This window comes from Actinomycetes bacterium (assembly GCA_036000965.1).
Lineage (GTDB): Bacteria > Actinomycetota > CALGFH01 > CALGFH01 > CALGFH01 > DASYUT01.
The window spans coordinates 18,834-33,423 of sequence record DASYUT010000166.1 but is presented as its reverse complement, the minus strand read 5'-3'; the positions used below and the strand labels follow the sequence as shown (position 1 = coordinate 33,423).

10 protein-coding genes and 1 pseudogene are annotated in these 14,590 nt (G+C 73.5%); 9 read left to right on the top strand and 2 right to left on the bottom strand.

Annotation, left to right across the window (positions count from 1 at the left end; genetic code table 11):
• Position 1: 1 nt before the first annotated feature.
• Together VG276_15160 and VG276_15155 are read left to right on the top strand one after the other, a co-directional pair.
• Positions 2-2,878, top strand: coding sequence for a polynucleotide kinase-phosphatase (locus tag VG276_15160; protein ID HEV8650697.1), 2,877 nt, complete (start codon positions 2-4; stop codon positions 2,876-2,878).
• Between the two features lie 592 nt (positions 2,879-3,470).
• Positions 3,471-4,130, top strand: coding sequence for a DUF998 domain-containing protein (locus VG276_15155; GenBank protein HEV8650696.1), 660 nt, complete (start codon positions 3,471-3,473; stop codon positions 4,128-4,130).
• A 127-nt stretch (positions 4,131-4,257) separates the two neighbouring features.
• Here VG276_15155 and VG276_15150 read toward each other — a convergent pair whose 3' ends face one another.
• Complete coding sequence (locus VG276_15150) at positions 4,258-4,497, bottom strand: VOC family protein (GenBank protein HEV8650695.1); 240 nt, start codon at positions 4,495-4,497, stop codon at positions 4,258-4,260.
• Between the two features lie 297 nt (positions 4,498-4,794).
• On the opposite strand from VG276_15150, the gene VG276_15145 reads away from it, so the two are divergent.
• From VG276_15145 to VG276_15135, 3 genes and pseudogenes are all read left to right on the top strand, one after another.
• Positions 4,795-6,156 carry a phosphoesterase gene (locus VG276_15145; GenBank protein HEV8650694.1) on the top strand — a complete coding sequence of 454 codons (1,362 nt, stop codon included), beginning with the start codon at positions 4,795-4,797 and terminating at the stop codon, positions 6,154-6,156.
• A gap of 213 nt (positions 6,157-6,369) precedes the next feature.
• Positions 6,370-6,816 (top strand): annotated as a pseudogene (locus VG276_15140) (CoA transferase).
• 13 nt (positions 6,817-6,829) lie between these two features.
• Positions 6,830-7,639, top strand: coding sequence for a CoA transferase (locus VG276_15135; protein HEV8650693.1), 810 nt, complete (start codon positions 6,830-6,832; stop codon positions 7,637-7,639).
• A gap of 277 nt (positions 7,640-7,916) precedes the next feature.
• Here VG276_15135 and VG276_15130 read toward each other — a convergent pair whose 3' ends face one another.
• The gene (locus tag VG276_15130; protein ID HEV8650692.1) at positions 7,917-8,873 is read right to left on the bottom strand and encodes a zinc-binding dehydrogenase; all 957 of its coding nucleotides are present in this window, start codon (positions 8,871-8,873) and stop codon (positions 7,917-7,919) included.
• 386 nt (positions 8,874-9,259) lie between these two features.
• On the opposite strand from VG276_15130, the gene VG276_15125 reads away from it, so the two are divergent.
• The 4 genes from VG276_15125 to serA all read left to right on the top strand — a co-directional run bounded on the left by VG276_15125 (position 9,260) and on the right by serA (position 14,498).
• Positions 9,260-11,014 (top strand): acetolactate synthase large subunit, encoded by a 1,755-nt coding sequence (locus VG276_15125; GenBank protein ID HEV8650691.1) that lies wholly within the window; start codon positions 9,260-9,262, stop codon positions 11,012-11,014.
• A 120-nt stretch (positions 11,015-11,134) separates the two neighbouring features.
• Positions 11,135-11,656, top strand: coding sequence for an acetolactate synthase small subunit (ilvN, locus tag VG276_15120; GenBank protein ID HEV8650690.1), 522 nt, complete (start codon positions 11,135-11,137; stop codon positions 11,654-11,656).
• A gap of 148 nt (positions 11,657-11,804) precedes the next feature.
• Positions 11,805-12,863 (top strand): ketol-acid reductoisomerase, encoded by a 1,059-nt coding sequence (ilvC, locus tag VG276_15115; GenBank protein HEV8650689.1) that lies wholly within the window; start codon positions 11,805-11,807, stop codon positions 12,861-12,863.
• Between the two features lie 9 nt (positions 12,864-12,872).
• Complete coding sequence (gene serA, locus VG276_15110; protein HEV8650688.1) at positions 12,873-14,498, top strand: phosphoglycerate dehydrogenase; 1,626 nt, start codon at positions 12,873-12,875, stop codon at positions 14,496-14,498.
• Positions 14,499-14,590: the final 92 nt, after the last annotated feature.

Sequence of the window (14,590 nt, the reverse complement as noted above, 5' to 3'; positions counted from 1 at the left end):
GATCGCCGTGCCCGAGCTGTCGCTCGTACTGCTGGTGGGCGCCTCCGGGTCCGGGAAGTCGACCTTTGCGGCGCGGCACTTCAAGCCCACCGAGGTGCTCTCCTCCGACGCCTGCCGGGCGCTCGTGGCCGACGACCAGAACGACCAGGCCGCCACCCCGGACGCGTTCGACGTGCTCCACTACGTCGCAGGCAAGCGGCTGGCCGGCGGCCGGCTCACCGTGGTGGACGCCACCAACGTCGAGCCCGAGGCGCGCCGCTCGCTGGTCAGGCTCGCGCGCGAGCACCACGTCCTGCCCGTCGCGATCGTCTTCGACCTCCCCGAGCGGGTGTGCGTGGAGCGCAACGCGGCCCGGCCCGACCGCGACCTGCCGGCCCGGGTGATCCGCCGGCAGCGGGCCGTGCTGCGCCGCTCCCTCGGCTCCCTCCAGCGGGAGGGCATCCGGCGGGTGTTCGTGCTCCGCAGCCCCGAGGACGCCGAGCAGGCCGTGGTCGAGCGGGAACGGTCCTGGAGCGACCGGCGAGACGAGCGCGGGCCGTTCGACCTCATCGGCGACGTGCACGGGTGCGTCGGAGAGCTCGCCGCCCTGCTCGCCAAGCTCGGCTACGAGCTGGCCGCCGGGCCCGGCGGCGCAGCGACCGGCGCCAGCCACCCGCATGGCCGCCGTGCGGTGTTCCTCGGCGACCTGGTCGACCGCGGCCCCGACACGCCGGGGGTGCTCCGGCTGGTCATGGGCATGGTCGCCGCCGGCGACGCCCTGTGTGTGCCCGGCAACCACGAGAGCAAGCTGCTGCGCGCCCTGCAGGGCCGGGACGTGCAGAAGACCCACGGCCTGGCCGAGTCCCTGGCCCAGCTCGAGGCCGAGCCGCCGGAGTTCGTCGAGCAGGTCAAGGCGTTCCTTGACGGGCTGGTCAGCCACCTCGTGCTGGACGGCGGCAGCCTGGTCGCCGCCCACGCAGGCATGCGTGCGGAGATGCAGGGCCGGGCATCGGCCGCGGTCCGCTCGTTCGCCCTCTACGGCGAGACCACCGGGGAGACCGACGAGTACGGCCTGCCCGTCCGCTACCCGTGGGCTGACGACTACCGCGGCCGGGCGCTCGTCGCCTACGGCCACACCCCGGTCCCCGAGGCCCGGTTCCACAACAACACGATCTGCCTGGACACCGGCTGCGTATTCGGTGGCCGGCTGACCGCCCTGCGCTGGCCCGAGCGCGAGCTGGTCGACGTCCCGGCCGCCCGCACCTGGTACGAGCCGGTCCGGCCGCTGCTCCCGCCCGGAGTGGCGGACCCGGGCGACCCCCGGGCGGTCGCGCCGGAGCCGGCCTGGCGCGCTTCAAGCAGCCCGGCCTCCGGCGCTTCCGGCAGCCCAGTCTCCCGCGCTTCCGGCAGCGTGGCCTCGCGCGCTTCCGGCAGCCCGGCCTCCGGCGATGCCGGCGGGCCGGCCTGGCGCGCTTCAGGCAGCGTGAGCGCCGGCCCCCTGCTCCGGCTCGGGGACGTGCTCGGCAAGCGGATCGTGACCACCCGCCTGATCAGCTCGGTGACCGTCCGGGAGGAGCACGCCCGCGCCGCCCTGGAGGTGATGAGCCGCTTCGCCGCCGACCCGCGCTGGCTCGTCTACCTGCCGCCGACCATGGCCCCGACCGCCACCAGCCAGGCTCCCGGGCTGCTCGAGCACCCGGCCCAGGCGTTCGCCGCCTACCGGCACGACGGGGTGGCCAAGGTGGTGTGCGAGGAGAAGCACATGGGCTCGCGGGCCGTGGTCGTCTGCTGCCGGGACCCCGAGGCCGCCCGCCGCCGCTTCGGGGTCGCCGGGCCTCCCGCGCTTCAGGCAAGCGGGCCTCCCGCGCTTCAGCCAGACGGGCCTCCCGCGCTTCAGGCGGAGTGGGACCGGGCCGGCATCGTCCACACCCGCACGGGTCGCCCGTTCTTCGCCGACCAGGCGCTCGAGGCCGCGCTGCTCGAACGGGTCCGGGCCGCGCTCACTGCGAGCGGCCTGTGGGACGAGCTCAGCACCGACTGGGTCTGCCTGGACGCGGAGCTGATGCCGTGGTCGGTCAAGGCCGAGGAGCTGCTCCGCCGCCAGTACGCTGCGGTCGGAGCCGCCGCCACGGCCGGCCTCGCAGCCAGCGTCGAGGCGCTCGAGGCGACGGCGGACCGGCTCGCGACCGCCTCACGGGACGAGCCCGCGGCGGAACGGCGCGCGAGCGCCCCACGGGACGGGCCGCCGGGCCCGGTCGCCGGGCCGGAGGCCGAGGCGGTCGCCGGGCTGCTCGGCCGCCAGCGCGAGCGGGTGGCCCTGGCCGGGCGCTTCGTGGACGCGTACGGCCGGTACTGCTGGCCGGTGGCGTCAGTGGACGACCTGCGGCTTGCGCCGTTCCAAGTCCTGGCCGGCGAGGGCCGGCTCCACGCCCAGCGCGACCACGGCTGGCACCTCGACGTGCTTGGCCGTCTCGCCGCCGCGGACGGGCGGGTCGTGGTGCCCACCCGCGCGCTCGTGGTCGACACCACCGACCCGTCGTCGCAGTCCCGAGGCGTCGCGTTCTGGGAGGAGCTGACCGCGGCGGGCGGCGAGGGCATGGTGGTCAAGCCGTTCGACGGCATCGTCCGCGGTCGCCGCGGCCTCGCGCAGCCCGGCGTGAAGTGCCGCGGGCCCGAGTACCTGCGGATCGTCTACGGCCCCGAGTACTCGGTGCCTGCCAACCTCGACCGCCTCCGGGCCCGCAGCCTCGGCCACAAGCGCTCCCTGGCCCTGCGCGAGTTCGCCCTGGGTATCGAGGCCCTCGAGCGCTTCGTGCGCCACGAGCCCCTCCACCGGGTCCACGAGTGCGTCTTCGGCGTCCTCGCCCTCGAGAGCGAGCCGGTCGACCCGCGCCTCTAGCCCTGCATCCTGGCCGCAGCCAGGGACCCCGCCGGTCGGTCTGCGACGCCGACAGGTCCTGGGCGTCAGTGGTGGAGGGTGCAGGACGCTTCAAAAAGCGATCATAGGCCGGGCACAAGTCTCTCGACGCTACCTCACTCGGCTGCTGCAGGTGGGCGGGTGCCGGTCACGAACCGATCATAGGCCGGGGCGTGGGCCTCTCGACGTTGCCTCACCCGGTCCTGCAGGTAGGGCGGGTGCCGGCCGGCCGGATGACTCCCGTTGGACATGAATCTGGGAGGGCCGACGTCTTCAAGTGCCGAGGCGGTCGCCCGCGGCGCTGCGCCGAACATGGATCAAGTGGCGCAGGAAGAACCACAGCAAGCTCTTGACAGGCGAGATTGCTCCGTTCAGGCTCGGTTGTCCAGCTCTGGGCGGGTGTGACCGAACAGGGTGTCATCGGACAGGGTGTGCCGAGGCGGCCGCGTCGGCATCCAGCCAGCGCGTCAGGGGTTCGAGTCCCCGCACCCTGACCAGGCCGCGGGCGCGTGCCGCGCCCGCGGCGGCATCCCGCGCCCGCGGCGGCATCCCGGTCCCGCGGTAGCATCCCGGTATGGACGCCGCCGGGTTCCGCCTCCGAGCCGCCTGCGGGATCGCCGGGCCGGTGGCCTTCACCGCGGCCTGGGTCACCAGCACGCTCCGTCAGAGTGGCTACTCCATCGCCGGGGAGCACCTGAGCGGGCTGGCCGCGCCCGACGCCCGTGACCCGGAGATCATGCTTGCCGGCTTCCTCGCCCTCGGCGCCTGCACGACCGCATTCGGCTCCGCCCTCGCGGAGGCGCTCGGCGGGCCCGGGCGGTCCGGGCCCGGACCTTGGCTGGTCCGCTGCGCCGGGCTGGGCACGGTCGCGGCCGGGCTGCTGCGCCGGGACCGCATGCTGCTCCACCCGCCCGGCGCCGCCGCCGGGCAGTCCTGGCACAACCACGGGCACGACCTGGCCAGCGGGATCGTGTACGCGGCGCTCCTGGCCGCCCCGCTGCTGCTGGCCAGACGCTTCGCCGGCGACCCGGACTGGTCGCATCTTCGCGGCCCGGCGGTGGCCGCCTCGCTGGCCACCGCCGCGCTGCTGGCCGTGTTCTGGTCGGAGGTGCTCGAGCCCTGGAACGGCATCGTGCAGCGGGTCGCGGTGACCGTGCCGTTGGTGTTCACGGCCGTCCTGGCCGGGCGGCTGCTGGCCAGACCCTCGGCGCCGCCGGCCAAGACACCGGCCTGACCCGCGGCCGATCAGCGCCGCCGCGTGCGGCAGCCCGGGAAGCTCGCGGTCCAGGATCGGCCGCACCGCCGCCTCGTAGGTCGCCCTGGCCAGCGCAGTCCCGGGAAGGAAGCTCGGCATCGCCCAGTCAGCTCCGGTCGTGGTGGACAGCCTCGACGTTGTTGCCGTCGGGGTCGAGCACGAAGGCGGCGTAGTAGCCCGGGTGGTACTCGGGGCGCAGGCCGGGCGGGCCGTTGTCGCGGCCGCCGTTGGCCAGGGCTGCCGCGTAGAAGGCGTCGACCGCGTCCCGGCCGGGGGCGGCGAAGGCCACGTGCGCGCGCTGGTGCCGGACGTGGCCGTGCCCGGTCGCATGACACCCAATCGTGATCGTTGAGCTGTTTGGGGCCGTAACCGTCCAGGGGGTAGGGTTGCGGCTGCAGCAGTCGTTCGACTGCAAGAGTATGGGTTCCTGCGGGAGCCGTCCCGCAGACGTCGATCAGCAGTGCAAGGAGGTTGAGTAGCAACCGAGCGTCGGTTGCCCCGGTCCTACTCCCATCCGGCTGGCAACGCCTGCCGGCACGACCTGAAGCGGCCCTGCCGCCACCCGTGCGGCCAAGCCGCCTTCCTTGCCCCGCCCGCGTCGCGCGGGCGGCCTTGGCGTTGCCGCTCCTCGAAGGAGCTGACGATGAGCCGAACCACGGTCGTGGCATGGAACCGTGCTGCCCTGCGCGCGATCCGCGCCACCCGGCCCGGCCCGCCGATCGCCGCCCGCGCCCTCGCCATCCTGCACACGGCCATCTACGACGCCTGGGCCTGCTACGACGACGTCGCGGTGGGCACCCGCCTGGGGGGCTTGCTGCGTCGGCCCGACGCGGAGCGGACCGACGCCAGCCGCGAGCAGGCGCTCAGCTTCGCCGCCCACCGCGTCCTGGTCGACCTGTTCCCGTCCGAGGCGCCAACCTTCGACGAGCTGATGGCCCGGCTCGGCCACGACCCGGCCCAGGTCGACGACGACACCACGCCGAGCGGCATCGGCGACTTGGCGGCGCGCACGGTGCTCGGCTTCCGCCACGGCGACGGCACCAACCAGCTCGGCGACCTGCACCCTGAGCCGTACGGCGACTGGACCGGCTACCGGCCGGTCAACGACCCGGACGTCGTCCGTGACCCCAACCGGTGGCAGCCGCTCCGGGTGAGCGACGGACGGGGCGGGATCGTGGTGCAACGCCACCTCGCTCCCCACTGGGCCCTGATCACCCCGTTCGCGCTCGCCTCGGGCGCCGAGCTCCGCCCACGGCTCGGCCCCAAGCAGCATCCTGGTCCCGGCTTCCTCCGCCAGGCCGAGCAGATCCTGGCCGACAGCGCGGAGCTCCACGACGAGACCAAGGTGATCGCCGAGTACTGGGCGGACGGTCCCGGCTCCGAGCTGCCGCCCGGGCACTGGTGCCTGTTCGCCCAGTACGTGTCGGAGCGGGACGGGCACGGGCTCGGCGACGACGTGGTGTTGTTCTTCTCGCTCACCGGCGCGCTCCTCGACGCCGGCATCGCGGCCTGGGACGCCAAGCGGAGGTTCGACTCCGTCCGCCCGATCACCGCCGTGCAGTTCCTGTTCGCGGGAGAGAAGGTGGCCGCCTGGGCCGGTCCCGGCCAGGGCACCCGGCTGGTCAAGGGCGAGGAGTGGCAGCCCTACCTGGACACGCCCCCGTTCGCCGAGTACGTGTCCGGGCATAGCACCTACAGCGCGGCCGGAGCCGAGATCCTGGCCAGGTTCACTGGCCGCGACGTGTTCGACGCGTCGGTGACGGTCCTGGCCGGCAGCTCCCGGGTCGAGCCCGGCCTGGTGCCGGCCGCCCCCGTCACCCTGTCCTGGCCCACCTTCACCGACGCCGCCGACCAGGCCGGACGGTCACGCCGTTACGGCGGCATCCACTTCCGGGACGGCGACCTCGTCGGCAGGGTGCTCGGCCGCCTGGTGGCCGCCCGAGCCTGGCGGGCGGCCTCGTCCTACGTCAACGGGATACCTCGGGAGCGACAGCGCGTACGGTGACGCCGCCGGGCTGGCGGAGGCCAGCCCGGCGGGCCGAGGACCGATCGGCACCGCGGGACAAGGGCTGCCCGCCGGCAGGCCGGTCCTGTCCGCCGGCAGGCCGTCCCGTCCGCTGGCGGCCCGGTCCCGTCCGCCGGCAGGCCGTCCCGTCCGCTGGCGGCCCGGTCCCGTCCGCCCGGCAGGCCGGTCCCGTCCGACCACAGGAGGATCACCGTGAGCGACGAGCGTCCCGCCTGGCCGGCGCCGCCGCCAGCACCGCCGGCGGCACCCCGGGCGCTCGACGGGGTGCGCGTGCTCGACTTGTCCCGGGTGCTGGCCGGGCCGTACGCAACGATGGTGCTCGCCGACCTCGGTGCCGACGTCATCAAGGTCGAACGGCCCGGGACCGGTGACGACACCCGCAGGTGGGGGCCGCCGTTCCGGGGCGACGACGCCGCCTACTTCCTCAGCGTCAACCGCGGCCGGCGGTCGGTCGTGCTCGACCTTGGCCGACCCGACCACCGGGAGGCGCTCGACCGCTTGCTGGCCGGCGCCGACGTGGTGGTCGAGAACTTCCTGCCCCGCCACCTCGAGCGGCTCGGGCTCGACCCGGACGTGGCCCTCGAGCGGCACCCCGGCCTGGTCTGGGCGTCGATCCGCGGCGCGGGGTCGGGCGGGCCGAGCGCCGACCTAGGTGCCGCTGCTGGAGACCACCATCGCCCTGCTCGCCAACCAGGCCGCCAACTACCTGATCGGCGGCTCGGTACCGGAGCCGATGGGCAACCACCATCCCAACATCGCCCCGTACGGCGCCTACGCGTGCGCCGACGGGGCGATGATGATCGGCGCCGGCAACGACGCCCAGTTCCGCCGCCTCTGCGCCGTGCTCGGTCGGGACGACCTGGCCGACGACCCGCGCTTCGCCGACAATGCGAGCAGGGTCGGCCACGCCGTCCAGCTCACCCGAGCGCTCGAGGAGGCCCTCGCGGCAGAGCCGGCGGCGCACTGGCAGGCCGAGCTCGAGCGCCAAGGCGTGCCCGTGGCCCCGGTCAACACCGTCGACCAGGTCTTCGCCGACGCCCACGTCCGCGAGGTCGGGCTGGTCGCCGAGGTCGACCACCCGACCGGCCCGCTGCCCCTGGTTCGCTCCCCGGTCACGCTGTCGGCCACCCCGGCCGCCCTGGGGCTGCCGCCGCCCTGCTCGGCGAGCACACCGAGGCCGTGCTGGCCGAGCTCGGCTACACCGGGGACCGGCTCGCCCGCATGCTCGAGCGCGGGCCGGGACGCGGCGACCCTGAGCCGGGACGGGGCGGCACCACCGAGCCGGGACGGGGCAGCCCGTCTGGCACCGCTGCGGGGCCGTCGCCCTCCTGACCGCGGCCTGCAACCGATCCCGCCCGGCACGTGTTCCTGGGGCGAGGGACGCTCGGGTGGTCCGGCGCCATGGCAGCGCAATGGAGGAGGCCTCCCCGTAGCTTCCAGCGCAAATCCACGATTGGCCTAGCCGGCGGTGAGAGGGCGGGGCGGTGAGCGCGTCCGTTCGGGGATCCCTGTGCGTACGGATTCAACTCCTTCTGGCGAATGACAGGTCGCATGCGGCGAGGGCTCGGCGAAGTTGCTCAATGGCCTTCGGGCCTACGCGAAACGGCCGCTGCACGAGGAGGGGGCTCGCTGGACCCGGATTGACCAGCTGCAAGGCTTGCCACCGCTGGTGAGCGACGGCGGCAGGACGGCGACCGTCTGGACCTCGGAGCCTGCAGGTCGGCGACGCCGAGCTACCCTCACATGGACGGAGGACTGCCGGTTGAGGGGTTTCCGGTGATGACCACCTTGCCGGTCACCTTGCGGTCGTAGAGGTCGCGTACCAGACCGAGCGCGTCGGCCAGCGGCGCGGTCGCCTGCACGCGCACGTCGAGCTTGCCGGCGACCACCTGGTCGGCCAGGTTGGCCAGGTCCCGCACGGCCTGGTCGGGCGCGACGCTGGCGAAGATCCGGAAGCCGGAGATCACGACCCCCTTGCCGTAGAAGTCCTCGACCCGGAAGGTGGACTCGGCGTCGGCTGAGTTGCCGTAGACCACCACCCGACCCCTGGGCGCGGTCGCGCGCAGCAGCGGGCCGAGCATCGGCCCGCCGATGCCGTCGAGCACGACGTCGAACTGGCCGTCCACGTCCGACCCGTCGCCCGGGTGGACGAGCGTCTCGGCGCCGGCCTTGCGGACCGCCGCGGCGCGCTCCTCGCTCCCGGCCTGGCCGGTGACGGTCGCCTTGGCCTCGCGGGCGAGTTGTACGGCGAGCTGACCGACTCCGCCGGCCGCGCCGGTGATCAGCACCCGGTCGCCGGCGTGCACACGGGCCAGGCGGAGGATGCCTACGGCGGTGATTCCGGCCACCGGCAGGGTCGACGCGAGCACCGGGTCGCACGCGTCGGGTAGCGGCGCGGTCCACTCGGCGGGGAGCGGGACGAGCTCAGCGAACGCGCCGCCACGCTCGTTGAGGCCGACGACCCGCTGGCCGACGTCGAACTCGCGCACGCCTTCGCCGAGCGCGGCCACCGTCCCGGCCACGTCCCAGCCGATCACGGTGCCGGGCGGCTGCCGGCGGGCGCTGCGGATCTCGCCCCGGTTGATCGAGGCGGCCTCCATCCTGACCAGGACCTGGCCCGGGCCCGGGGACGGCTCGGGCACGTCGTCGAGCTTGAGCGCGGGGGAGGCGGAGGGATCGGCGACCAGTGCGCGCATCGGGCGGCTCCTTTGAGGCGGGCGGGACGGGAGGTCGGCAGGACGGCGGATCGGCGGGTCGGTGGGGCGGGGTCGGCCGTACGGCATGGGGGGCGGCGTCCTGGCCTGCGTGGCTGGGACCCCGGGGCTCCAGATCGTGCCCAATCGTGCCCAAGAGTTCACGCCAGCGCCAGCGGCCTGGGTCCCCACGAGGTTGACAGGTCAGGTACCATGCCAAGCAGTGCCGCCGACCAGTGCAGAGGCCCGGATGCCCTGTCAGCTGAACCTCGTACTTATCACCTAGCGCGGACCCAACGCCGGGTCCGCGCGAAGCCTCCTACGCCAATGTGGCAGGAGGTTTTTTTCTTGCCCAAGGAAGCCGTCCCACCAGCGACTGGAGTCGAGCAGTGAAGGTCACCGGAGCACAGGCCCTCATCCGCAGCCTGGAACGATGCGACGTCGACGTCGTGTTCGGGCTTCCCGGGGGCGCCATCCTCCCCGCCTACGACCCGCTGCGCGAGTCCTCGGTCCGCCACATCCTGGTCCGCCACGAGCAGGGCGCAGGCCACGCCGCCGAGGGGTACGCCTGGGCGACCGGGCGGGTCGGGGTCTGCATGGCCACCAGCGGGCCGGGCGCGACCAACCTGGTGACTGCGCTCTGCGACGCCTACATGGACTCGGTGCCGCTGGTGGCGATCACCGGGCAGGTGCCGAGCGGCAACATCGGCTCGGACGCGTTCCAAGAGGCCGACATCACCGGCATCACCATCCCGGTGACCAAGCACAACGAGCTGGTGACCGACCCGGCCCGCATCCCGGGGGCGGTTGCCGAGGCGTTCTACATCGCCTCGACCGGGCGGCCCGGACCGGTCCTGGTCGACCTGCCCAAGGACGTGCTGCAGGCCAGCACTGAGTTCACCTGGCCGGAGTCCATCGACCTGCCCGGCTACCGGCCCACCGTCCGTCCGCACGCTAAGCGGGTGCGCGAGGCGGCCGCCATGCTCCGCCAGGCGCGCCGGCCCGTCCTGTACGTGGGCGGCGGCGTGATCAAGGCGGGCGCTCACGAGCCCCTGCGCGAGCTGGCCGAGGCGGCCCAGGCCCCGGTCACCACGACGCTGATGGCCAGGGGCGCGTTCCCCGACACCCATCCCCTGGCGCTTGGCATGCCGGGCATGCACGGCAACTACGCCGCGGTCGCCGCCCTGCAGGAGGCCGACCTGATCGTGGCCCTGGCCGCCCGCTTCGACGACCGGGTGACCGGCAACCTGGCCACGTTCGCGCCCAAGGCGCGGATCGTCCACGCCGACATCGACCCAGCCGAGATCGGCAAGAACCGCGCGGCCGACGTGCCCATCGTGGGCGACGTCAAACTCGTGCTCGAGGAGCTGGTGGCCGCCTACCGGGCCGTCGTGGCCGAGGAGGGGCCGGGCGACACCGGCGGCTGGCGCAGGGCCATGGCCGACTGGAAGGAGCGCTTCCCGTACCGGTATGACCAGCGGCCCGACGGCCCGCTCAAGCCCCAGTACGTGGTCGAGCGGGTCTCGGCCCTGACCAGCGGGGACGCGGTCGTCGTGGCCGGCGTGGGCCAGCACCAGATGTACGCGTCGCAGTTCTTCCGCTTCTCGCGTCCCCGCTCGTGGATCAACTCGGGCGGGCTGGGCACGATGGGGTTCGCGGTCCCGGCTGCGATGGGCGCCCAGGTGGGCCGGCCCGGCGAGCTGGTGGTCGCCATCGACGGCGACGGCTGCTTCCAGATGACCGCCCAGGAGCTGGCCACCTGCACCGTGGAGCGCATCCCGATCAAGGTCTTCATCCTCAACAACGGCCACCTCGGCATGGTCCGCCAATGGCAGGAGCTGTTCTACGACGAGCGCTACTCCGAGGTCGCCCTCGGCTTCGACGTGCCCGACTACGTGAAGCTGACCGAGGCATACGGCGGGGTCGGGCTGCGCTGCGACCGGGCCGAGGACGTCGACGCGACCCTCGAGAAGGCGCTCGGGGTGGAGGGCGTGCCCACCGTGGTCGACTTCCGGGTGGACGCCCACGAGGGCGTGTTCCCGATGGTCCCGGCTGGTCGCCCCAACGACGAGATCATCCTCGGCCCCGAGTTCTCCCCCGAGGAGCAGGCCGCCGCAACCCGCCGGGAGGTGCGCACCGCATGAGCTTGCAGCAGCGCAAGTCGCAGCCCGACGAGTCGACAGGCCGGGAGGTGCGCACCGCATGAGCTTGCAGCAGCGCAAGTCGCAGGCCGACGAGTCGACAGGCCGGGAGGTGCGCACCGCATGAGCTTCCATACCCTGTCCGTGCTGGTCGAGAACAAGCCCGGGGTGCTGGCCCGGGTCGCCGGCCTGTTCAGCCGGCGCGGCTTCAACATCGAGTCGCTGGCGGTCGGCCCGACCGAGGACGACTCGGTGAGCCGGATGACGATCGTGGTCGACTGCGCCGAGCGCCCCCTCGAGCAGGTCGTCAAGCAGCTCAACAAGCTCGTCAGCGTGCTCAAGATCGTCGAGCTGGAGCCCGGCCGCGCGGTCGAGCGCGAGCTGCTGCTCATCAAGGTCAAGGCCGACCCGGCCGTCCGCTACCAGATCATCGAGCTGGCCGAGGTGTTCCGGGGCAAGATCGTCGACGTCGCTCCGGAGTCGCTCACGATCGAGGCGACTGGCAGCCCCGCCAAGGTGGCGGCCATGCTCGAGATGCTCGAGCCGTACGGCGTGCGCGAGCTGGTCCGCACCGGCCGCGTGGCCCTCGCTCGCGGCAACCGCGGCATCACCGACCGAGTCCTCCGCGTGCCCCGGTCGGCATGATGCGAGCGGCATGCACTTCCTGTCGTCGCCGTGTGATCGGGGGGCAGAACGTGTGATCGGGGGCAGAAAGCCCCCCCGGACCCCCGAGCGAGCACCCGAACCCACCCGGCGAGCACCCGAACCCACCCGACGAACACCCGGAGGTTCACTGATGGCCACCATCTACTACGACGACGACGCCGACCTCGGCCTGGTGCAGGGCCGCAAGGTCGCGGTCCTCGGCTACGGCTCCCAGGGCCATGCGCACGCCCTCTCGCTGCGGGACTCCGGCTGCGAGGTCCGGGTCGGGCTCGGCGAGCGGTCGGCATCCAGGCCCAAGGCGGAGGCGGCCGGGCTCGCGGTCACCTCCCCGGCCGAGGCGGCCGCCTGGGCCGACCTCGTGATGGTGCTGGTGCCCGACACCGTCCAGCGCCACCTCTACGAGACCGACATCGCCCCCAACCTCAAGCAGGGCGACGCGCTGTTCTTCGCCCACGGGTTCAACGTCCACTTCGGCTACATCACCCCGCCACCCGGGGTCGACGTGGCCATGGTCGCTCCCAAGGCGCCCGGGCACCTGGTCCGCCGCCAGTTCGAGGAGGGCCAGGGCACCCCGGTGCTGGTGGCGGTGGCCCAGGACGCCAGCGGCAAGGCGTGGGACGTGGCCAAGAGCTACGCGCGCGCCATCGGCGGCACCAAGGCCGGCGCGCTGGTCACCACCTTCCAGGAGGAGACCGAGACCGACCTGTTCGGCGAGCAGGCGGTGCTCTGCGGCGGCACCTCCGCGCTCGTCCAGGCCGGGTTCGAGACCCTGGTCAAGGCCGGCTACCAGCCCGAGGTCGCCTACTTCGAGTGCCTGCACGAGCTGAAGCTGATCGTCGACCTGCTCTACGAGGGCGGGCTGTCGTGGATGCGCCACTCCGTCTCCGACACCGCCGAGTACGGCGACTACACCCGCGGGCCGCGGATCGTCACCGACGAGACCAGGGCCGAGATGGGCCGCATCCTGGCCGAGGTCCGCTCGGGCGAGTTCGCCCGCGAGTGGATCGCAGAGGACGACCAGGGCCGGCCCAACTTCACCCGCCTGCGCGAGGCCGGCCGCGACCACCAGATCGAGCGGACCGGCCGGCCCCTCAGGGGCATGATGTCCTGGCTGCGGCGGCCCGAGGAGGGTCCGGGGGCCCAAGGAGCCGAAGGCGGTAGCCCCCGGGTCGGGGATTCGGGGTAGTCTGACTCGATGGTCCGGATCCTGATCGCCGAACCGCTGGCCGAGGCCGGCGTCGAGTTGCTGCGCGCCCACTACGAGGTGGACGTCCGGGCGGCCATGACCCGGGAGGAGTTGCTCGGCGAGGTCGCCGGTGCCGACGCGCTGGTGGTGCGCTCGGCCACCCGGGTCGACGCCGAGGTGCTCGAGGCGGGCCGCAACCTCAAGGTGGTCGGCAGGGCCGGGATCGGCCTGGACAACGTCGATGTGGCTGCGGCCACCCGCCTCGGGGTGCTGGTGGTCAACGCGCCCCAGTCCAACGTGATCTCGGCTGCCGAGCACACCGTCGCGCTGGTGCTGGCCCAGGCCCGCAACATCCCTCAGGCCCACGCCCGGCTGCGTGAGGGCCACTGGGAGCGGTCGCGCTTCCAGGGCGCCGAGCTGTACGGCAAGACGCTCGGGATCGTCGGCCTGGGACGGGTCGGCGCGCTGGTCGCCCAGCGCCTGAACGCCTTCGGCATGCGACTGATCGCCTATGACCCGTACGTCTCGCGCGACCGGGCCGCCCAGATGGGGGTGGAGCTGGCCAGCCTGGCCGAGGTGCTGGCCCGGGCCGACATCGTGACCATCCACCTGCCCAAGACCCCGGAGACGACCGGGCTGATCGGCGACCGCGAGCTGGCCGCCATGAAGCCGGGCGCGCGCCTGGTCAACACGGCCCGGGGCGGGATCGTCGACGAGCTGGCGCTGGCCAAGACGGTGGAGGCCGGCCACCTGGCCGGCGCCGCCCTGGACGTGTTCGTGGAGGAGCCGACCACCCAGAGCCCGCTGTTCGAGGTCGACGAGGTGGTGGTCACGCCCCATCTCGGGGCGTCCACCGCCGAGGCGCAGGACAAGGCCGGCCTGGCAATCGCCGAGCAGCTCATCCTCGCGCTGTCGGGCCAGTTCGTGCCCAATGCGGTCAACGTGGACGCGGGACCGGTGCCCGACGCCCTGCGCCCGTTCCTGCCGCTGGTGGAGAAGCTGGGCCGCCTCTACACCGCCTTCACCGGCGGGGGCCCCGGGGGCCGGGCCCTGGTCGTCGGCGGCGGCCGGGTCACCGTCGAGTACGTCGGCAAGCTCGCCGACCACGACACCCGGGTGCTCAACCTGGCCGCGCTCAAGGGCATGTTCACCCCGGTCGTGCACGAACCGGTGACCTACGTGAACGCTCCGCTGCTGGCGGCCGAGCGCGGCATCGAGGTGGCCGAGATGCGCACCGGCCAGAGCCGCGACTGGGTCAACCTGGTCACGCTCTCCGGCGACGGCCCCAGGGGCCCGGTGAGCGTGGCCGGGACCACGGTCGGCCCGCGGGACGCCGAGCGCTTGGTCTCGGTCAACGGCATCGAGCTCGACATGGCCCCCAGCGAGCACATGGCGTTCCTGTTCTACGAGGACCGCCCGGGTGTCATCGGCCGGGTCGGCACGATCCTCGGCGCGGCCGGCGTGAACATCGCAAGCATGCAAGTTGGACGACGCAAGCAGGGCGGCGAAGCCCTGATGGCGCTCACCGTGGACGCTGGCATACCCACCGGCGTCCTGGAACGGGTGGTGGACGAGATCGGCGCCCACGACGGCACCTTCATCCACCTCCCAGCCGAACCAGGAGCAGGGGCGTGATCCGGACGACCTCCGTGCACAGCCGCAGCCTCCTCATCCTTCGCTGCCGTGGGGCGGCCTTGTGCCGGCTGCCTCACGGAGACCCCCACGGC

What these genes read in the sequence shown, in the direction of transcription:
- VG276_15145 (HEV8650694.1), top strand. Translation starts at nt 4,795, where the DNA reads ATGAGCCGAACCACGGTCGTGGCATGGAACCGTGCTGCCCTGCGCGCG.
- serA (HEV8650688.1), top strand. Translation starts at nt 12,873, where the DNA reads ATGGTCCGGATCCTGATCGCCGAACCGCTGGCCGAGGCCGGCGTCGAG.
- ilvN (HEV8650690.1), top strand. Translation starts at nt 11,135, where the DNA reads ATGAGCTTCCATACCCTGTCCGTGCTGGTCGAGAACAAGCCCGGGGTG.
- VG276_15155 (HEV8650696.1), top strand. Translation starts at nt 3,471, where the DNA reads ATGGACGCCGCCGGGTTCCGCCTCCGAGCCGCCTGCGGGATCGCCGGG.
- VG276_15130 (HEV8650692.1), bottom strand. Translation starts at nt 8,873, where the DNA reads ATGCGCGCACTGGTCGCCGATCCCTCCGCCTCCCCCGCGCTCAAGCTC.